This window comes from Cytobacillus sp. Bac17 (genome assembly GCF_024519925.1).
GTDB lineage: Bacteria > Bacillota > Bacilli > Bacillales > Cytobacillaceae > Cytobacillus > Cytobacillus pseudoceanisediminis.
In genome coordinates this window covers 42,003-62,260 of sequence record NZ_JALJRC010000020.1, presented here as the reverse complement: position 1 = coordinate 62,260, position 20,258 = coordinate 42,003, and the positions used below count along the sequence as shown (strand labels likewise).

At 41.3% G+C, this 20,258-nt stretch carries 22 protein-coding genes; 4 read left to right on the top strand and 18 right to left on the bottom strand.

Annotated elements, in window-relative coordinates; genetic code table 11:
- Window positions 1–315: 315 nt before the first annotated feature.
- The 5 genes from NR125_RS20240 to NR125_RS20220 all read right to left on the bottom strand — a co-directional run bounded on the left by NR125_RS20240 (window position 316) and on the right by NR125_RS20220 (window position 5,252).
- A complete protein-coding gene (locus NR125_RS20240) occupies window positions 316–2,178 on the bottom strand; it encodes an FtsX-like permease family protein (protein ID WP_256815995.1) in 1,863 nt (620 codons plus the stop codon).
- Window positions 2,153–2,917 carry an ABC transporter ATP-binding protein gene (locus NR125_RS20235; protein ID WP_009335144.1) on the bottom strand — a complete coding sequence of 255 codons (765 nt, stop codon included), beginning with the start codon at window positions 2,915–2,917 and terminating at the stop codon, window positions 2,153–2,155. Before NR125_RS20235 ends, NR125_RS20240 begins: the two co-directional genes overlap by 26 nt.
- Before the next feature lie 87 nt (window positions 2,918–3,004).
- The gene (locus tag NR125_RS20230) at window positions 3,005–4,006 is read right to left on the bottom strand and encodes a sensor histidine kinase (RefSeq protein WP_009335145.1); all 1,002 of its coding nucleotides are present in this window, start codon (window positions 4,004–4,006) and stop codon (window positions 3,005–3,007) included.
- Between the two features lie 14 nt (window positions 4,007–4,020).
- Window positions 4,021–4,710 (bottom strand): response regulator transcription factor, encoded by a 690-nt coding sequence (locus NR125_RS20225; RefSeq protein WP_256815993.1) that lies wholly within the window; start codon window positions 4,708–4,710, stop codon window positions 4,021–4,023.
- A gap of 74 nt (window positions 4,711–4,784) precedes the next feature.
- Entirely contained in the window at window positions 4,785–5,252 is a 468-nt protein-coding gene (locus tag NR125_RS20220) for a hypothetical protein (RefSeq protein ID WP_071158027.1), read from the bottom strand.
- 189 nt (window positions 5,253–5,441) lie between these two features.
- Between NR125_RS20220 and NR125_RS20215 the strand changes: the two genes are divergently transcribed.
- From NR125_RS20215 to NR125_RS20200, 4 genes are all read left to right on the top strand, one after another.
- The gene (locus NR125_RS20215; protein WP_019379400.1) at window positions 5,442–5,600 is read left to right on the top strand and encodes an aspartyl-phosphate phosphatase Spo0E family protein; all 159 of its coding nucleotides are present in this window, start codon (window positions 5,442–5,444) and stop codon (window positions 5,598–5,600) included.
- Between the two features lie 123 nt (window positions 5,601–5,723).
- Window positions 5,724–6,176 (top strand): hypothetical protein, encoded by a 453-nt coding sequence (locus tag NR125_RS20210; RefSeq protein WP_019379401.1) that lies wholly within the window; start codon window positions 5,724–5,726, stop codon window positions 6,174–6,176.
- 492 nt (window positions 6,177–6,668) lie between these two features.
- Window positions 6,669–7,415, top strand: a complete 747-nt coding sequence (locus NR125_RS20205; protein WP_019379402.1) for an ABC transporter ATP-binding protein — start codon at window positions 6,669–6,671, stop codon at window positions 7,413–7,415.
- Window positions 7,412–9,367, top strand: a complete 1,956-nt coding sequence (locus NR125_RS20200; protein WP_034297307.1) for an ABC transporter permease — start codon at window positions 7,412–7,414, stop codon at window positions 9,365–9,367. The genes NR125_RS20205 and NR125_RS20200 overlap by 4 nt, the downstream gene beginning before the upstream one ends.
- Before the next feature lie 6 nt (window positions 9,368–9,373).
- Here NR125_RS20200 and NR125_RS20195 read toward each other — a convergent pair whose 3' ends face one another.
- The 13 genes from NR125_RS20195 to vanR all read right to left on the bottom strand — a co-directional run bounded on the left by NR125_RS20195 (window position 9,374) and on the right by vanR (window position 20,247).
- Window positions 9,374–10,369, bottom strand: coding sequence for a sensor histidine kinase (locus NR125_RS20195; protein ID WP_009335151.1), 996 nt, complete (start codon window positions 10,367–10,369; stop codon window positions 9,374–9,376).
- On the bottom strand, window positions 10,366–11,040 hold the full coding sequence (locus NR125_RS20190) for a response regulator transcription factor (RefSeq protein WP_009335152.1): 675 nt from the start codon (window positions 11,038–11,040) through the stop codon (window positions 10,366–10,368). The genes NR125_RS20195 and NR125_RS20190 overlap by 4 nt, the downstream gene beginning before the upstream one ends.
- Window positions 11,041–11,162: 122 nt before the next feature.
- Window positions 11,163–11,642, bottom strand: coding sequence for a hypothetical protein (locus tag NR125_RS20185; RefSeq protein ID WP_256815987.1), 480 nt, complete (start codon window positions 11,640–11,642; stop codon window positions 11,163–11,165).
- A 63-nt stretch (window positions 11,643–11,705) separates the two neighbouring features.
- Entirely contained in the window at window positions 11,706–12,047 is a 342-nt protein-coding gene (locus NR125_RS20180) for a hypothetical protein (protein ID WP_256815986.1), read from the bottom strand.
- Between the two features lie 106 nt (window positions 12,048–12,153).
- Window positions 12,154–12,639, bottom strand: a complete 486-nt coding sequence (locus NR125_RS20175) for a nitroreductase family protein (RefSeq protein WP_009335155.1) — start codon at window positions 12,637–12,639, stop codon at window positions 12,154–12,156.
- Between the two features lie 51 nt (window positions 12,640–12,690).
- Window positions 12,691–13,944, bottom strand: coding sequence for a multidrug effflux MFS transporter (locus NR125_RS20170; protein ID WP_019379407.1), 1,254 nt, complete (start codon window positions 13,942–13,944; stop codon window positions 12,691–12,693).
- Between the two features lie 40 nt (window positions 13,945–13,984).
- On the bottom strand, window positions 13,985–14,374 hold the full coding sequence (locus tag NR125_RS20165; protein ID WP_009335157.1) for a hypothetical protein: 390 nt from the start codon (window positions 14,372–14,374) through the stop codon (window positions 13,985–13,987).
- A gap of 160 nt (window positions 14,375–14,534) precedes the next feature.
- Entirely contained in the window at window positions 14,535–15,518 is a 984-nt protein-coding gene (locus NR125_RS20160; protein WP_251156652.1) for a DUF3231 family protein, read from the bottom strand.
- Window positions 15,519–15,589: 71 nt separating this feature from the next.
- Window positions 15,590–16,480, bottom strand: a complete 891-nt coding sequence (locus NR125_RS20155; RefSeq protein ID WP_009335159.1) for an EamA family transporter — start codon at window positions 16,478–16,480, stop codon at window positions 15,590–15,592.
- Window positions 16,481–16,572: 92 nt separating this feature from the next.
- Window positions 16,573–17,265 (bottom strand): AraC family transcriptional regulator, encoded by a 693-nt coding sequence (locus NR125_RS20150; protein WP_256815981.1) that lies wholly within the window; start codon window positions 17,263–17,265, stop codon window positions 16,573–16,575.
- 195 nt (window positions 17,266–17,460) lie between these two features.
- Window positions 17,461–18,339 carry a VanY-A/VanY-F/VanY-M family D-Ala-D-Ala carboxypeptidase gene (vanY, locus tag NR125_RS20145; protein WP_019379408.1) on the bottom strand — a complete coding sequence of 293 codons (879 nt, stop codon included), beginning with the start codon at window positions 18,337–18,339 and terminating at the stop codon, window positions 17,461–17,463.
- Window positions 18,340–18,428: 89 nt separating this feature from the next.
- Window positions 18,429–19,559 (bottom strand): sensor histidine kinase, encoded by a 1,131-nt coding sequence (locus tag NR125_RS20140; protein ID WP_256815980.1) that lies wholly within the window; start codon window positions 19,557–19,559, stop codon window positions 18,429–18,431.
- On the bottom strand, window positions 19,552–20,247 hold the full coding sequence (gene vanR, locus NR125_RS20135) for a vancomycin resistance response regulator transcription factor, VanR-F/VanR-M family (protein WP_251156660.1): 696 nt from the start codon (window positions 20,245–20,247) through the stop codon (window positions 19,552–19,554). Before vanR ends, NR125_RS20140 begins: the two co-directional genes overlap by 8 nt.
- Window positions 20,248–20,258 lie beyond the last annotated feature (11 nt).

Below are 20,258 nucleotides of genomic sequence, written 5' to 3'. Positions count from 1 at the left end.
GATTTCTCCTTCTCCTGTCCGAAGTTGCATCAGGTTCGGACTGCTCTGAACGGGTTTCCTCTCCTCCTGTCCGAAGTTGCTCTAGGTTCGGACTGCTCTGAACGGATTTCTCCTTTTCTTGTCCGAAGTTACATCAGGTTCGAACTACACTGACCGGGTTTTCTCTTCTCCTGTCCGAAGTTGCATCAGGTTCGGACTACACTGATCGGGTTTCTTCTTTTCCTGTCCGAATCAGCACCAGGTTTATTCAACTCCCCTCTCCCCTGTCATTAAAAAAGGGCCAGATTCATCTGGCCCCCACAATTCTAATTAAATTTAAATCGATGCCTTTATCTGCTTCGTATAGAAAAAGCGCACTATAAAGAAGTAAACAACCTGGATGGTCAGGAAAACACTTAGAACAGCAACTGATTCCTTAAACAGGTTAAAGTAGAACAGGTTCGATAACGCTGTCAGGGCTACAGCACCATGGATAAGAGCGACGAGGATCGGCGCGAAAAACAGAATCATGGTCTGTCTGTTTAAAACCTTTTTCAGCTCTTTCTCGGTTAACCCCATCTTGGAAATCGATCTGAATTTTTGTTTATCTTCATCCAGGTCCATGTAGAGCCTGAAGTACAGGAAGCTGCCGGCTGATACAAAAAAGACAATCCCGATAAACAGACCGACAAATAAAATGGGCCCGTAGCCTTTCATAATCTCATATATTTCATAGTCTACTGATGTAATTTCATATCTTGGCAGTTCCTTGTACAGCTTTTCAGAGGCAGCCATTACCCTTTCCTCTCCATCAGTTGCCTGCCAGGCGTAATAGCTTTCCTGAAACTCTGGTTCAGGAAGCTTTTGATAGTCTTCATCTGACACGATAAAATAGGAATCTGTTGCCGGCAGTGCTTTCGAATGAATGACTTCCTTTGGCTTTAAAACAGTGCCGGACTTCAGTGTAATCGTTTCATTCAGGAGTTCCTTCGTTTGCCCGAAGTTGGTCCCTTCAAACTCAACTGTCATTACTTGCCCGTCTTTTAAGTCAATCGGATCTTCGTCAATGAGCGCGGCAAAGCGGTTAAAATCGGATTGACCCGCAATCAGAATGGAATCCCCGCCAACTTCAAAGTAGCGTAAAATAGTATGCTCCGAATCCGCTTCAATCTTTTCTTCCTTTAACGTTTGATTGATAAACTCAACATTCTTCACTTCATTTTCTTCAGAAGTTTTATAGGAAAACGTTGTGGAATTGACATTTTTTATGTTTGATGTCAGCACGGTTTGAAAACCGAATAAAGAACCAATTGCACTGAACGCAACTGTTGAAACCATCGCAACCATGAAGAAGGTTCGCGCATTATCCTTCATGCGAAAGGCCAGATCTGAAAACAGCAGCATATTGGTCTTAAACCAAAAAACACGTTCATTCTTCTTTAATCTTCTAATAATATAAACACTTAATTGCGTAAATAACAGGTAGGTGCCAATGCAGACAACGATGATCACCGGCACCATTGCCGCTACAACGACTAACCCTTTTGCGATTAGTGCAACAGCATACCCCGCACCTAATAATAGGACAGCCAGCATCGTTAAGAAAAGATTTGCTTTTGGCTCACCCTTTGACATTTTATTTCCCTTTATTAATTCAATCAGCTTTTTGCTGCGCAGAACATACGTCACAAATAAGGAGATAAAGAAAAATAAAATAATAAAAGAAATGAAGGTGATCAGGATGGCCTTCACTGGAAAATAAAAAGACAGTGCCCGCTCAATAATCAGCACATTTTCAGCCAGCAGCAAAATCGCCTTTGCAAATACAACACCGAGGAGGATTCCGCTTAGGGTTGCCAGAAAGCCAATCAGCATATTTTCCAAAAACACCATGAGACGAATCTGTTTCATGGACATGCCCTGCATCATTAATAACCCAAACTCTTTTTTCCGGGACTGCAGAAAAGAACTCATAGAATATAAAACAAAAAAGAACGAAAACACATAGATAATGCCTGCTGCTGCATTCATTCCCTTCGTTACAGTTGAGTTCATGCCATCCCCGCTTAATGCTGGATGATTCGCAAAAATCGAGAAGGTAAAGAAGACCATGACTGTAAATAAACTGCTGAGGAAGTAGGCTGCATATAAGCGTTTGTTCCGTATGACGTTATTAAACGCGAACTGACGAAAGGTCATGTGCATCCCCTCCAAGCAAAGAAAGTGTATCGATGATCTTCTGGAAAAAGGCCTGGCGGTTATCACCGCGGTGAATCTCCGAATAGAATTTTCCGTCGCGGATAAAAATGACCCTGTTGCAATAGCTCGCGGCCTGCGCATCATGTGTGACGAGCATCATGGTTGTCTTCTCAGTCTTATTAATCGACTCAAGCATTTCCATTACATCTTTGGAAGACTTGGAATCCAAATTCCCTGTAGGTTCATCCGCCAGCAGCAGCTTCGGCGTATGAATCATCGCTCTAGCCACAGCGGCTCTTTGCGCCTGTCCGCCTGATATTTCATACGTCCGCTTTTTCATAATGCCTGTAATTCCCAGTTTTTCAGCGATTTCGTATGCCTTGTCTTTCATTTCCTTCACTTTTTTCCCGTCCAATGTTAGCGGCAGGACTATATTTTCTTCAACCGTCAAGGTATGAAGAAGGTTGAAGTCCTGGAAGACAAATCCTAATTCACGGCGGCGGAATTGGGCCAATGCCTCTTTTTTTAAGACATGGGGATTTCTTTCATTGATCAGGATTTCCCCTGTTGTCGGTTCATCAATGGTGGCAATCATGTTCAGCAGTGTCGTTTTTCCGCTTCCCGAAGGACCCATGATTCCGACGAACTCACCTTCATCAATGGTTAAGTTAATATCTGTTAACGCACGATAGGCGATCTTTCCTTCATAAATCTTGCTTACTTGCTTCACTTTTAGCATCACAAGTTCTCCTTTCACATTCAGTTGACTTGTGATCAGTATATCTACTATACCCATTTCAAAAAATCGATTTCTCTTTCACTTACCTTACAAGGCTGTAAGGTTCTGTGTTTTTCCAAAGATCAGCCGGAAAAGAGACCCTTCCCCCATCTTGGATTCCAGCTCAATGCGATGGCCAAGGTGATCGGCTGCCTCCTTCGTCAAGTATAGCCCCATACCTGTGGATTCTCTGAATTTCCTTCCATTTTCACCCGTATAAAAAGGTTCAAACACACGGCGCTTGTCTGCTTCCGGAATCCCGGCGCCAAAGTCCTTCACTTCTAAAACAGCTTCTCCGTTTTTTTCAAAAATGGAAATATCAATTCGATTGCTCTTCCCTCTGGAATACTTGACCGCATTATTGATCAGCTGAGAAAGCATAAAGAAAAGCCATTTCTCATCTGTCTCCACGATCATGTCCTGCTTCTCCTGCAGGAGATTTGGATACACCCCGTTCCGGATATAAAGCCGTTTGTTTTCTCCATTCACTTCATGAATGATTTGGGATAAGTGTACAGGTTTGATATGAAAATCCTGTTCGATCGTCCGGAGTCTCGCCATATAGAGGATGGTGTTCAAGCCCGTTTTCATCCGGTCCGTCTCTTCTCGAATACTGGAGGAATCAGGTTCATCCAAGTTTTGCGCAATCAGTTCAATGACAGAAAGCGGGGTTTTCATCTGGTGGACCCATTGATCCATAAACTTAAGATGCTCCTCCTGCCTGGATTCCAGCTCTTTAATTCTCGTCTGGTAATGTCTGTACTGTTCCTTCAGCAGATGATCCAGCGCCTGTGAAATCGGTGAGTTCTCTGTTGTTTGAAAGGAATCGTCAAGGGAAGCAAGTTCCTCCGTCAGCCTCTTATAAAACTTGCGGCGGCTAAAATAGTGGTATGTCAGATAGGCCGTGAGAAAGAATAACCCGAGAAAGATGCCATAGAGGGCTGGCAATAGATGACGATAGCCATCCAGCCAGTAAATGGCCAGAATTATAAAAAATTGAACGACCTGTACAGCGATTAGTAACGCATGCTCTTTAAGGAATAATTTCATGTTTCTCCAGCCTTTCACCAGGTTACGATCAAACGGTAGCCTGCGCCTCTCACTGTTTCGACCGCTCCTGAAAGCCCGATTGCCTCAAATTTTTTTCTTACCCTCGCCATATTCACATTCAGCGTATTTTCATCCACATAGACCTGTTCATCCCACAGCTTTTCCAGCAAGTCTTCACGACCGGCCACACGCGGGTACCGCTCCAGTAAATTCTCAATAATATCAGCTTCTTTTTTGGACAGCGGAACGGTTTTATCACGGAAACACAATTCCAGCCTTTCCTGAAACAGCTTCAATCCCTCTGCCTCTAGAACTCGTTCCTGGGCCTGCGTGGCATATTCCCCGTAAGCCCGCCGAAGCTGGCTGCGGATTTTCGCCATCACAATTTCCGGATGGAACGGCTTGGTGATGAAGTCATCGCCGCCATTCTCAAGCGCCATCACCTGGTCCATCTCCCCTACCCGTGCGGAAATGAAGATAACCGGACAAATCGACTCCTTCCGGATTTGCCTGCACCAGTAATAGCCGTCAAAGCTCGGGAGATTAATATCCAGGAGCACAAGATCCGGTTTATGCTTATGAAATTCCCCCATCACATTATCGAACTGTTTCGCAGCCGCAGCTTCATAGCCATATTTCACTAAGTGTGACTGCAGGTGCTCCGCGATTTTCGGATCATCCTCAATAATGAATACTTTCTGCATCCTCTCACTCCTTTGTCTTAGAAAATTATGCCATAAGGAGAATAGGAAAAAAAGAGCTGCCTCAGCAGCCCTTTTTAGACACAAGCTTTCTTTTCTAATGCACTAATCCATTTGTAATACCCTATTAGTATCGTTAATAAAATCGGATTAACAATGGCAGAATGCCATATACTCCACCATCCATAATGAAAGAAACCAAATGGATGAGGCAGCATGGCAGCAGCTTCATAGCTCAGGAAAAAGATTTCCCAAATAATAAAGTAACGTATCTTTTTCATGAAAGAACCCGTAAAAGGATACCAATTGATAAACATCAAATTTACTGGAGGGACTAAGATTGTGTAAGCAGGAAATGCTACCCAATCTATCTCTTGTGTAAAGTACCAGTATCCTTTGTATTTCAAATCGATAAAAATATCAAATAATAATTGGAATGCAATAGTAAAAATCCAAATATGGACAATTTTATTGGCTGATATCCCCTTAATGGTCTTATATATAATAAAATTAAACAGAACAACTGAGGTAATTTGTAAGATCATTTTCCACTCCGGAAAGTTTTTTAGATATTATTTGCATTTATTGGGAATTTAATCCTTCTAAATCACTCTCTGACCTTTTATTCATAATTTTTTTGTCAGTTAGAGACTAGTTTTGTCGAAATGATTCAATGTTTTTCCTTTGTTTGCAATAATAGTTCCTGGACTTTTATTATTTAAAGGAGTAAATCAATGTGTCATTTTTGCAGTGAACTTAGAAAAAAGATTCAACTTTTTAGAAAAACACTTATTGAAACTGGAATAAAGAAAGGATTAGAGCATCCTGAGACTATAAAAAACAGTCAGATATTGGATCAACTTATCTTTAGGTTCCAGTCCAAATGTAAATAGGACTCATTATCGTAAAAGATATACTTTTAATAGAAACTCACTTCACCGCCAAATAAGCAGATAAAATTCTAAAAGAGGGCAAGATAGATAAGACATAAATATATAAAAACCCGGAGAATCTGTATGGTCTATATCTATACAATTACAACACTTGCTATCAACTCCATATTGCTGTTCATTATTCCGTTAAAATTAACCCGGCAGGAGCTTTACACAACCTGGCTGGCTGTCACTGTAAATGTGCTTCTTGCAGATTTAATTTTTGGCCATGTGTTAGACCTATACGACTTAATGGATTCAGGCCCCCAGCCATTTGATTTGTTTATTGAAATCACCTTGCCAGCAACATTTGGAATCCTATATGTAAACTTCATGCCTAAACCCAGGAAGAAATTTTTGCTTTACCTTTTGTTTTGGGTCGGTTTTTCTGTATGTTACGAAGTCCTCTCCAGTTACTTTGGCTACGTAGTTTATAAGGGCTGGCATGTATGGTGGTCAGCCCTCTATTATATTGGTGCCTGCCTTTATATGCGCTGGCATTTTCGTTTTATGAGGAAAGAAAAAAAGCCACTATAAACAAGGAGTGGTACACAGTCAAAGTTACGCAGAGAAACAGTATCTCAAAAAAATGCATATAAAGATCAATGCAAAAACAAGCAGTACACACTAATGTGAACCGCTTGTTTTTCTTCATTTTAGGCTGTTTCGCAAGATGTGTTACATTTTGTATATTATATGCTGAGTTGATTGTAGCGAAAGGTACGAGATCCTCGAAATGCTATCGCATATTCCTCGTGCGGTGTTTTTCCGAGGAAGCTTATTCAATGTCCTGCGGGAGTAGCGGGGACAAGTGAGACCCCGCGGAAAGCGGGCAGCCTAGAGGAAATCAACGGACAACATTGATAGGCGCAAAATACCATTATGTAAGCAAAGAGCCTTATTTTATATTGGACACGTTTATGCCGATTCTTCCCCCAACATGACAAAATTGTCACTTTAGATCCTGTTACATCGATGGTTCGCGGGAAAAATAGCCGATATAGTATGGTAGTGAAGGAGGTCGAAACCATGACTAAAATGATACAAACCAAGAACTTATCGAAATCTTATGGAAAAACACAGGTCTTGAAAAATATTGATTTGACTGTTGAACGAGGGGAATTCACTGCCATTATGGGTCCCTCCGGCTCTGGAAAAACGACGTTAATGAATACCCTATCAACCATTGATGCCTTTAGCGGGGGGAATGTTTGGATTGAGGGAAATTCCCTTTTAGATATGAAAAAGAAAGCCCTGCGGGAGTTCCGTCAAAAAAGAATGGGATTTATTTTTCAAGACTATAACTTACTGGATACCTTAACGGTGAAGGAGAATATCCTCCTCCCGCTCTCGCTGCAAAAAACACCTGTTGCAGAAATGGAAAAGCGATTAGCGAAATTGATTGATGCCTTAAATATTGAATCAATTTTACATCAATATCCTTCTGAAATTTCCGGCGGACAGAAACAGCGCACGGCTGCCGCGCGGGCGATTATTACCAGCCCCGCAATTGTATTTGCTGATGAACCAACGGGTGCACTCGATTCCCGATCTGCTACTCAGCTGCTGGAACAAATTCAATTGCTCAATGAAACCTTCAAGACAACCGTTCTGATGATTACGCATGATCCGTATGCAGCCAGCTACTGTCAGCGCGTAGTTTTTCTCCGTGACGGAAAAATCGTCAATGAGATGTTTAAAGGCGAGCAGACGGAAAAGGAATTCTTTGACCGCATCCTGACGATCCAAAGTGCTATAGGAAGTGACTGGCGATGAACTTAGTAGATTTATCATGGAGGAACATGAAGCGGAACTTCCGGCTGTATACCATTTATTTCATTTCCATGTTTGTCGGGGTTGTCATTTACTTTACTTTTTCTGGTCTAATGTTTAACAAAGATGTAGTCGCAGCCATTCAAAATAAAGAAAACTACAAAATGGTCATTTCCCTTGCTTCGGTAATTGTCTTTTTGTTTATTGTCTTCTTTATTTTGTACGCGAACTCCTTTTTCATGAAGCAGCGAAAAAAAGAATTCGGCATGTATTTACTTTACGGAATGAAGGAAAGACAAGTTGCTGCAATGGTCTTCTTTGAAACATTATTCTTGAGCGCCATTTCGGTCTTCAGCGGTATATTAATCGGTGGCTTGCTATCGAAATTTTTCGGTGCGGTATTAATGAACTTAATGCGCTACAATGAGGACATTTCTTTTGCTTTTCCACTGGAAGCCATTGTATCAACAGTTCTGTTATTCGCCTTATTAATCATCATTATTACAATTCAAAGTTATTTTAACGTCCGGCGTGTCCAGTTAGTGGAATTGTTTCATGCAAAGGAAAAAAGGGATAAACCGTTTACATTTTCTTTTGGCCTGGCGTTATTGTCCATTATATTGATTGCCGGGTCTTACTATATGATTACCATAGGAGATACGGATATCTGGAAAGATCATTTTAAAGAAACATTAGCAGCTGTAACAGTGGCTTTGATTGCCGGGACGTATTTATTTTTCCGCCAGTTTTCCGGCTGGATGTTACAAAAGCTGAGTCAAAGGAAAAACTATTTTATTGGCAGTAAGATGTTATGGATCTCCTCTCTCCGTTTTTCTATTCGAGGAAATACAGTCAATTTTACATTCAATTCACTGATTAGTGCGATTGTCATCTTTACAGTCGGATTTATTGCTGTAGATTACGCTGTGAAAGGCGAGGTTGTGAAAAAAGAATTTCCAAATCATATTGCCTTTTCGACCCAGGATGATGCAACTCAAAGACAAATTGAACAGCTGATGAATGACTCACATCCAATCATTGATCATGAAACCATTACAGGGATTCAAACAGAAAAAATCCAGAATAGAAACGCATTTTTTAGCCATCCCGAATATTACACCGAAGAGTTTTACCTTTTTCCGGAGTCCCAATTAAATGCAATTGTTGATTTGCGCAAAGCTGGTGAAAAAGCAGATTTAGAAGGTGAAGAGGCAATTGTATTAACAAGAGGAATTGATGAACCGGAAAAATATAAAAGTTCTCAGCCTGAAATGACCGTTTTGGAAGACAATACATTTCGTGTAGTCGAAAAAATACGATACCCGCTGTTAAGCATCCCAACGAGCCCTGGCGGAAATACCCAGCCCCAGCCTTCTGTACTCATTATTTCAAACGAAGCTTTTGAGAACTTAAGAGAACATCACACCCTTTCTTCATTTGAAATTTATCAAATCGAAGATCCTAAAACATCCAATGATGTATCACGGGAAATATACGACCTCGTTATGAAAACAGAAGGAGCCTATTATTCGGCCTATATTGATATGTATTCCCTTGATACGGAGTCTTCTTCTTTAATCTTGTTCTCCGTTGCCTTTTTTGCCGTTATTGCATTGTTTGCATTAGGGAGTGTCATTTACTTTAAACAGCTGCGAGAAGCTACAGAAGAGCGGGAGCACTACGCCATTTTACGAAAAATCGGTGTAGACGACAAAGAAATGAAAAAGATTATCCGAAAACAATTGCTGTTCGTATTTTTGCCGCCGCTCCTGCTGGGGTTGCTGCACAGCTGGTTCCTTTTATATTACACAGTCATCCTGGTGATAAAAGATTTGCCTTCTTTAACGGCGATTATTTTTTCAGTCATGGGACTATATGTGTTAACGTATCTAATCTTTTACATTTCATCCGTATCTATTTACTACAAAATTGTCAGCGAAAAAAACACACGATGAGTTACATTACTCATCGTGTGTTTTTTGCATTATCAAAAACGGATCGCTATCGAGCGGGAAGTGAACGATAAATTGGGTGTACTCTCTCACATTCGACGTACAGCTAATGTAATGCCCTAACTTGTTGCTTAACTGCTGGGCTAAATATAATCCCATTCCGGTCGACTTCGAATACAATCGCCCCGTTTCTCCGGTAAAACCGCGATTAAATACCCTCGGAAGATCTTTCTGGCTGATGCCAATCCCATTATCCCGAATCAAGAGCTGTTTTTCTTGTGGGGTTTCCGATATGGAAATGGTGATCTCTCCGCCAGGTTCTGTATATTTCAAACTGTTTGTCAGAAGCTGATTGACGATGAACTGGAGCCATTTAGGATCACTTTGAACCTCCAGCATATCTGCCTGAATGTGGATGCGGATATTTTTTGAAATAAAGGTTTTGGAGTGAGACTTTACAATATCCTTAAGAATCTTGATAATATCACATTTCTGGATATCGTAATCCTGATTAAAGCTGTCTAGTTTAGCGTAATAGAGTGCTTGATCAACATAATTCTCAATTTTTGTGATTTCTTCTCTTAAACTGCCTGCGTCCATATCGGTTTGCTGCAGCAGGCGAAGAACAGCAATCGGTGTTTTTATTTCATGGAACCAGGAGACGATAAAATCGTAATGTTCCTTCTGCCTGTCCTGAATCCGATTCATTTCACGTATATGTTCACGCTTCAGCTCATCGATGTGGGTTTTAGCGAACTCTCCTTCCAGAGACAGGCTGTCATAATCCGCCCTTTCCAATTGCCTAATCACGCGCAGGTTTTGCTGGTACCGATATAATAAAAACCCGATCAATACAATCGAAGATAAGGCGAAGGCATAAAGGAATGTCCCCCATGCCAGGCTGCCATTGATATCAGTAAAAAAGATCGCTGCTGAAATCAGGAAACTGATCAGATAGAGGACTATATAAGGTTTTTCATAGGATAGAAAACTAAGGAAGTTCATTCAATTAAATACCCTAACCCTTTCCGAGTGACAATGAAGTCCTCTAGTCCAATTGCTGCAATTTTCCTGCGCATCCGATTCACATTCACGGTAAGTGTATTATCATCGACAAACTGTTCCTCATTCCATAGTGCCTGCATTAAGTCATCCCTCGAGACAATTTTCCCGATATTCCGCATCATCAATTGCAAAAGGATGAATTCATTCCGGCTTAGCTCATTGCTTTGTCCATTAAATTCAATCGTTGAATTGGTCACATTTAATTTCAGGCCGCGATGGATAAAACGGATATTCTCATCTTCCTGATAAGTATACTTCCTGCGGATGAGCGCACTGATCTTCGCGAGAAGGATATCCAAATCAAAGGGCTTCTGGATAAAATCATCCCCGCCCATATTAATGGCCATTATTATATCCATATTTTGATTTCTAGAGGAAAGGAAAATGATCGGCACTTTTGAAACAGAGCGTATTTGCTGGCACCAGTAGTATCCATCAAAAACGGGAAGATTGATATCTAATAAAATGAGGTGTGGACTTGTCTGCTCAAATTCCGTCAGCACCTGGTCAAATTGGGTTACCTCCACCACATCATATTGCCATTTTTTTAGCGTATCAGCGACAATCCGTCTTATTTTAAGATCGTCTTCTATCATCATGATTCTATACATAAATATCCCTCTTTACTGGAATAATGGTCACGTCATTCATTCTGGCACAATTTTTTTAAGTCTTAGGCTAGGGCAGTCTCTATTATTCCACAAGCAGTATATTTGAAATGATCTTTTTTCCATTAGTGATTAAGCTCATCAATGGTCTTAAAAATTCTCGAATACACATCATGAATAGATTCATCAGTCATTTCGTCATTATACAACCCATACCCCCAACTATGAAATGAATCATTTTCTTTGGATTTAAGAACTCCCACAGCATAGCTTTTACCGGCTTCCCATTTCCATGAATCATTATATTCTGGGTCTTTAACAGTAAACGGGATATAACTGCTGGCTGATATAAAAAAGAATGGAATGGATGAATCTGAATATGTATCTGCATATTTGGCTTCAGCTGCTTTAGGAAGATTTTCTTCCGTCATTATAACTGCATCATAAGAGCTCAATTCCTCATTTGTAAGTTCATCAAAAGAAATTTCATGAAACTTCACTTGTTCTTCATTTTCTTCTGGCGGTTCTCCAACTACCGCAATCCTTAATGCCCTTCCATCATACGGCTCGAAGTCAGGGGTTTGAGTACAAGCTGTTAGTAACATGGGTAGAATTAGCAATATATAAGAAATCTCTCTCGTCATTCTTGTCATACTCATCACCTCTGCCTAGATACTATAAACAATTGTGCCAATTATCCCAACAATCATTAAGGCCAGGCCCTTTATAACCTTCCTCTGTCTGAAGGCAGCCATACATCCTGAAACAAAGCCGATGAACACTAAGCCTGCACCTATATGCTGAATGATTTTGATTTCTGAAATGCTGCCGGTAATAAAGACTTGAAAACCAATGCAGCCGCCTACAAAAATCAGGAGAAATGAAGGGTTTTTCAACTCTTCTCTAGCATCCTGCTGTTCTTCTTTTTCCATTTTTTTATAAGTTTTTATAAAAAGGAAAATCGGAATCGCCCATATTAAAATGATTATAATAGCCTGAAAGATCATCATATGAACCCCTCCGGTAAGATATAAATCTATTACTTCAAAATCATACCATATTCTAACAAAAACAAAAAAGAGCACCATCCATTGGATAGGCGCCCTATAAAAATACTTATGATAAATGCCTTATTTTCCTTTCAATCGGTGTACGCTCCTTCGCTTCAGGTACCTCCTCAGGAAAGCCTACTCCTAAAATACCAACTACATCATAATCATCCGGGACATTTAAAGCAGTTCTTGCTGCAGCTGAAACCCCCAGGGAAGACCAGAATGTCCCTACTCCTGATTCCCACGCCATCAGCATGAAGTTCTGAATAAAGCAGGATACTGCAGCCATATTCTCAGTTCGTTCCAGGTCGGTTGCTCCATGCCTGGACAGGATGGCCAGCACGACTGGCGCCTGGCAAAAATCGGTTTTGTGATTCAGCTTTGCCCTTGTTTCCGGACCAACAAATAATATCTCCCATGGCTCCGTCATTTTATGGTTGGGTGCCATGCTCGCAGCCTCTAGCCAGGAGGTGATTAAACTATGCTCCACTTTATCAGATTTGAACTTTTTTATGTTGCGGCGAGTCGTGATTATTTTCTGTATATCCACTGTTAATTTCCCCTTTCATTTATAACTCATTTTACTAGATTAATAGGTTATTTACATGGCAGCTTTCTCATTATCAATGGATTTCCCACTGGGCCGGGCTGCCAGGAACATATAGGACAGTACAGCCCCGGTACTTGCACATGCTATGACAATCCCCATCGATATCGCCGGTCTGTCTCCTAAGCCAACAAGGGGAGCCACACCTCCTCCAAAGATTAAGGATAGTACTCCCAGTAATGCGGAGGCACTCCCTGCCGACTTGCCCTGATTTTGCATGGCAAGCGAGAAGCCTGAAGTACTCACCACCCCAATACTTGCAACCACAAAGAATAACGGCGGCAAAATAGCGTACAAGCCTGCATCTAAAAGAAGCATGATTAATAGAGCAATAGCTCCAATGAAAGAGATGCATATGCCAGCCGTAAAAAGCTTCCTTTCGCTGATCCGCCCCGCCAGCCTTCCCGTGATTTGACTGGAAATGATGATTCCTAGACCGTTGATGGCAAATATCAGGCTGAACATCTGCGGGGAGGCCCCATACATGTTCTGAAGGACGAAAGGTGAGCCGGATATATACGCAAACATGGCAGCAAACACCAGTCCTTGAGACAATGCATACCCTATGAAACTTCGATCAGATAAGAGCTGCTGAAAGGTGGTTAATGTGTTTTTTATACCGCCCTGTGAACGGGAATCTTCAGACAGCGTCTCTGGCAGACCGAATAGTACGACAAGAAACATCACCAAGCCGATTACACTCAAAACGATAAACACTCCCTGCCAGGGAGCAATCCGCAATAACTGGCCGCCAAGTATAGGAGCAAGGATGGGGGCCACACCATTCACTAAAGCCAGCAGAGAGAAAAATTTAGTCAGCTCAGTGCCTGAGTAAAGATCCCGGACAATCGCACGGGAGATGACAATTCCTGCTGCCCCGGCCAGACCCTGAATAAACCTCAGCCCAATCAAGCCCCAGATGGACTGGCTAAAGGCGCACAAGAGAGAAACAGCAAAATAAATCAATAGCCCTATAAGAAGCGGCTTCCGGCGTCCGCGCACATCACTGAGCGGCCCTGCAAGCAGCTGGCCTAGGGATAGACCGAGCAGGAAAAAGGTTAAACTAAGCTGGACCAGGGACGGCTTGGTATGCAGATCATTAGCTATATCAGGCAGAGCCGGCAAATACATGTCGATGGATAACGGGGCAAACGCAGCTAAAGTACCAAGTACGATCGCCATCCATAATCGCCTTGACTTTGAAGGTGCACCCGGGGCATTTCTTATATTTCCTAAAGAATCATTCATTGATTGTCCTGCCTTTTCTTATGATTTTTGGACTTTAAGCTCAAAGGTTATGGATAAGAATCCGTATGGCTTCTGAAACATCCACCTTTTTTTCCTGGCAGAAATGATTCAGCTTTTTGAACATTTCTTCATCCAGCCGGACATGGATGGAATGCTTAAGCTTTTGGCCTTCAGGCTTCTTGGGCCGGCCCCTTCCAATTTTCCGCTGCCCTGTTTCGTCCCTCCAGACGGCTATGGTCACATACCCGTCTTTTTCCAGCCATTTCTGAAGATCGTTTTCCTTCCAAATACGCGCTGCATCATTCTCATGTTTTTTCAGATATTCTGCAAGACCCTCACCTTCCAGACCTTTCCTTTTTGCTTTATAAATCATCTTATTTCTAAGATACTCTTCATATTGTTCGAATGATGTAAAGGTTTGTTCTTTCATAAACCCTCCGGAATATTTTTTGTTCTACAAAAAATAATAAAGAATATTAATTCACAATGCAATCTTTTTTGTAGAACAAAAAATACTATGGAGAAATAAGCATAAAAAAAGCCTAACTCTCTCCGGCACATCAGGAAGAAATTAGGCTTTCATTATATTTTTATACATCCATCCGCGGTGCTTCCTCAAGCCACCCATTGGAAATCATGATCTTTACACCTTCACGTATATACTCAAAAACCTCAATTCCAAATTTACCAAAATTCATATTTAGATCATTGCGAAGGCTGAAGCCGATGCCAAATCCCTGTCCGCCAATACTAAACCCGCATAAAAGATAGGTGCAAAATATCATTAGCTTATCCGAAAATGGAGCCTCTGTTGAATTTGTCACTGTTCCCCCTGAAGTGGCAGGCGGCTGGATATCGTTTTGAAGGAGCTTTTCCCCAAACTCTTTAATAATTTCTTTCGAAAGCTCTTTCCCTTTTAAAAAATATTTTCTAACTTCTTCTCCTTCTGCACATTGAGCAAATCCAGCCATCAGCTGCATGCCGGTGATGTTTGTTTCAATCCCGTGATACAGCAGCCCAAATTCCACCGTATTAATGGGGCGCTTCTGACCAAGAATATTAGTTCCTTTTAAATAGTTATTACTGGTTACAAAATCAGCTGATTTAGGGAAGTTTATAAAGGTGGGACTTGGAAGCAGCCCTTCATCCAAAAGAAATTGGGTAAATTTACCATAATATTCCTGAGTTAAATCGGTCATGTCCCTATAAAGCTTAATAATATCCTTTCGATAAGCCATGGTTAAATGGAGGACATACATGCCCATGCTAATTTCCTTTAAGATCCGGCAAAACATTATATCAAATCCGTTCTCAAACAATATAGGAGCATTTAAATTAACGTCCTGATCCGTAAAGCCGTTAGGGACAGCCGCCCCCTCATTTTGCAGCAGTTTTTTTATTTCAACAACTTTAGGATGAAGTTTTTCCCTCAATCCTGACATCAAATTTTTCGCTTTTGGGTTTTTCGATTTCTCAATAAAATATTCTAATATACGAAGAATCATCGTTTTTTTTTGATACGTCATCCATAATGCACCCAGTTCGGATGAACTGATTTTAGATTTTTCAGGCATAAGAACACCTCCATTTTGACTAAATAATAGTATGTGTTCTTTTGGAGTTTTTATACGATGAATGGTTTCCATTAAGACTCTGCTGCTCTTATTTTGCGGCCCGAATTTTGAGATGAACCGATTAATACCCCTATCCCCATCATTATGAGGAATATCCCTAGCCAGGAAACTGCGGTTAACGATTCTCCCAATAGGAAAACTCCTAATAATGCTGCAGTTAAAGGCTCCGCCAGCGCAAGTGTGACAGCCGTTGAAGAGGAAACATGGACAAGCCCTTTTGAAAAAAGAAAATAGGCAATTCCCGTAGCCAGAATCCCCAGGTGCAGGCTGACAGTCAACCCCCGAACACTCCCAAGCCAGGACATGTCAAAAATAAATAAGAATGGCGAAAGAAAGATGGCACTTAAGGTGAAAACAACGGCCACTACTGACAAGGATGAATAGTTTTCAACCAGGTCCCTGCTGACAAGCGTATAGCCTGCAAATGTTAAACCAGCCCCCAATGCCAGTAATAGGCCAGCCGGGTCCATATGAACCGAGTTTTTGTTCATGAATAGCAGGACACAGCCCAAAATGGACAGGAAGGTAGAACACCACCAAATGGCAGAGGGGCGTTTTTTCAAATAGAGCCATTCAAGAAGACCCGATAAGACCGGTGCACTCCCGATCGCTGTCACAGTCCCAATGGCTACCCCTGTAAGAGTGACCGCTGAAAAGAACAATGGCTGGTACAGGGCCATACAAAGTGATGCCATCAAGGTGTTCTTAATAGGCCAATTTTTCAGGTCCAGTTTCCCCGCCAGAAAAACCATGCATAATAAAAATAAACCGCCTGCCGCCAGACGGGCAGCCCCAATGGCAATCGGGTGTGCGCTTTCCGGCGCAAATGCCTGCGTGGTACCCGTAGTCCCCCAGAGCACTCCGGCAAGCAATATGAAAAATGGAGCCGTTTTCCCGTTCATGTTATCACCTCAATAAAAAAAGATAAAAGGAATCATTAAACTTATCTTAGAAAATTCCCTGAGAATTTTCTTTACCAAGTTTAATATCCCTTTTATCCATTCTTAAGGATTCTGTATTTTTGTGGTGCTATTCCTTCACAGCGGGTAAACCACCGTGTAAAGGAGGAAGAATTTTCGAAGCCTAATTCCCCGCTGATCACCGACATAGACCAGGAGGTTGACATTAATAAATGCTTCGCCTCTTTCAAGCGCAGATCAGATATATAGCCTTTTGGGCTTTTCCCGGTTTTCTTCTTAAACCATGCGGAATAATAGGCAGGATGATAATGTTCGATTTTCGCTAGACCCTCCAATCGGATCGACTCCTTATAATGCTTATGAATATAATCAATCGACGGAGGCTTGGCGATTTGCAGTTTGCCGGCCACAAACCTGGTCAAATCAGCCAGGGAGGATGCATTCCCCTGATTCCCCGCCTCTTCCAGCAGCAAATAACGGATCGAAGACCATTGCTGATCCAGCTGAATGTACATACTGCTGGACTCCTCCGGCAAATAGGCCGTCGGGATATCCAGGATCAAAAACTCATTCCGGTCCATCGACCGATAGTTATGATCAGACCCTGGCGGAAGATAAAAACAATAGTCGGGGTCAAGCTTGATATCCTGCCACTTCGTCTTGATATCCAGGGAGCCCTGCAAGGGGAAAAGAAACTGGCCAAACTCATGCTGGTGCGAATGAAACTCTCTGGAATAGGATCTTTTTCCGCAGGTGATGCTTTGCATTTTACTCCCCCCTCATCATGCTTTGAGTATATTATCATTCTAATGAAATAAAGGTGAAAGATGAAGCTAAATGATAAAAATAACTCCCATTAAGATGTTTATTTTAGCCTGGGATTTCCAGCGAAAAAAAGGTTATTTCCACATTCTTGCCTCTCGCACCCCTGTCGGCAACTGCTCCGAATCAGACATTAATTTTCATTCTTTCACGGTCACTATGACTCCATCCATATTGTTTCCTGAAATTTCAACATGACTATGAGCCGGTACGTTAATCGTCTTGCTTTGAGAAATTGGATAATAGGCAATATTGTATTTTTCGCCATTCATACTCATGGAAATGTGTGTTTCTTTCTTTAGGTAATCCAAATATTCTTCTAAAGCAAAATTCTTTTCCTTCATAATTGCACTATGCGGAAAACCAACATAGCGAATATGCCAAGGTTCATATTGAATTCCTGTTACATCCGTTTTATCCTTTGGATAGCGTAAAATAAACCCGTATTTCCAGGCGTTTTGTTCGATCCACTTTCCTTCGGGTGCTTCAGCCATTCTCATTTGAGTGGAGCCTACGTCAAGCGATAGACCCAGATTATGTTCGCTATAGCCGGCTGGCAAGGCATAGTCAGAACCCATTTCCTGATAAAGTGCATTCTGCTCGTCAAAGTCCCGAAATCCACTCGTAATAGAGAAATTGCGAACTTCTTCTTCTTCTGCAGCAGCCATCATCTCTGAAAATCTGTGTGCTATATCCTCTGATAAATAAATTTCACTGCCCAGCAATCCGTAACCCTGTGTCAATTCACCGTGAGCAGACAGATTGATGATATCCGATTTAACACTTTCCGGCTGTACCGGATAGCTGCTGTTGACCAAAAGCAGATTTCCCAAATAGATTTGATCTTCTGTTATCTCTTTTTTTGAGCTGTTACTTTCAGTCCTCTCATCTTCTTCCTGATCAGGTTCATATTGATTATATTGTTGTATCTCTATTTTTGGCTCAAAAAGAGAATCCATATTTATATAAGATAATCCCAAGCACAAAACTAGCAGCAATAAAAATCCCCACTTCTTCATTTTCAGTTTCCTCCTAAATCTTATTTGATTAAAAGAATAGGAAAAACTATTAAAATAAAGAGTAGGGAAAAGATTAAATTTTTCTTAAATCATGTAATGGAAGTTACTAGTTCTTTCGTATCCAGTTCATTGTCTTTTGGTAAACGGACTTCAAAAACGGTCTGAATGACGCTGCTCTCAGCCGCAATCGATCCATCATGCTGTTCCACAATATTTTTCGCAATGAACAATCCAAGACCTGTGCTATCTTCTTGATGAGTTCGCGCTTTGTCACCGGTATAGAACATATCAAATAGATAAGGCAGTTCATTCGAAGGAATGCTATCTCCATAATTCACAATTTGGACGACTACTTCCTCCGCCTCTATATACCCGTTAATATCAACATACTGTCCTTCATACCCATAGCGGATTGCATTCGTCATAAGATTTTCAAAAACGCGTGCGATCAAATCTCCATCACCAAAAATCGGCAAGTGGGGCTCACTATTCATCCGTACAATCAAATGATTTTTTTCGAATACAGGGTACAATTCTTCCTTTAATTGATTAAGCAGATCTGTTAAATTGATTCTCTTTTTTTCTAGAGGCAGCATTCCATAGTTCATCCTGGTAATCTCGAATAATTCATCAATCAGCCTTTCTAATCGTTGAGATTTAGTAAAGGCAATGGTTAAGAAATGTCTGACTTGTTCTTTTGTCAGGCTTTCATCCTTAAGGATCAAATCCAAATATCCTAAAACGGATGTAAGAGGGGTCCGCAAATCATGAGCTAAATTAACAACCAATTGATCCTTGCTGCTTTCCGAAAAGTCCCCCCGCTTAATTGCTTCCTGCAATTTTTCACTTGCCAAATTAATGTCCAGCGCAATATCCCTGAATTCATCATTTGACTGGATATGCACCTTGTGTTGAAAATCACCCCGAGCAAGATAACGAATGCCGCTGGAAATCTCATTAAAATAAGCAGAATAGGGCTTCGTAAGGAAAAAGAAAAAAAGGAAAGATAGTAAAATGAATAAGATGAAAAAAAGATTAAAATCCCCGAATCTCCCCAAAAAGATGCGGAACTGAGCCATAGGATCCTCATACTGCACCATCGTGTGATAATAGTATTGCAGTCCTTTGAAGATTAGATAAGTTACGAGCCCTGAGAGGAGCATACTCAAACCGAATAACAGCACCATTTTTGATCGAAAACTGCGCATTATTTTACCCATTGAAGGTATACCCTACTCCCCATACAGTCTTGATCCATTTGTCTTTTCGTTTGTCTTCCTCAAGCTTTTTTCGAAGCGTCCGTATATGGACCATAACGGTATTTCCGCCTTCAAAATAGGCTTCGCCCCACACCTGCTGAAAGATATTTTCCACATTAAACACCTTCTTTGGATGGCTCGCCAGTAAATACAGAATATCAAATTCTTTCGGTGTCAGGTCGATGGTTTTTCCATAAAGAGTGACTGTACGCTGATCAGGAGTAATCACTAATCCGCCATATTCCAGGCTGGTTTTAATATCTGCTTTGGGCTGATTCAGCTTCATAAAACGCCGGAGCTGGGCATTTACACGAGCAACCAATTCTATGGGGGTGAATGGTTTCGTCATATAATCATCTGCTCCAATCACCAGGCCCTGCACTTTATCAAAATCAGATGTTTTCGCACTCAAAAATATGATCGGCATATTATGCTGTTCGCGAATGCGGCGGGTTACTTCATATCCATCCATCTTTGGCATCATAATATCCAAAACCAGCAAATCAATCGACCGAGTCTCAACAATACGTACGGCCTCTTGTCCATCCGATGCTTTAATAACATGGTACCCTTCTTTTTCTAAATGAATGGCAATCAGATCAGCAATCTCCTCCTCATCGTCCGCAATCAATATCGAAATATCTCTCATCATTCCACTCC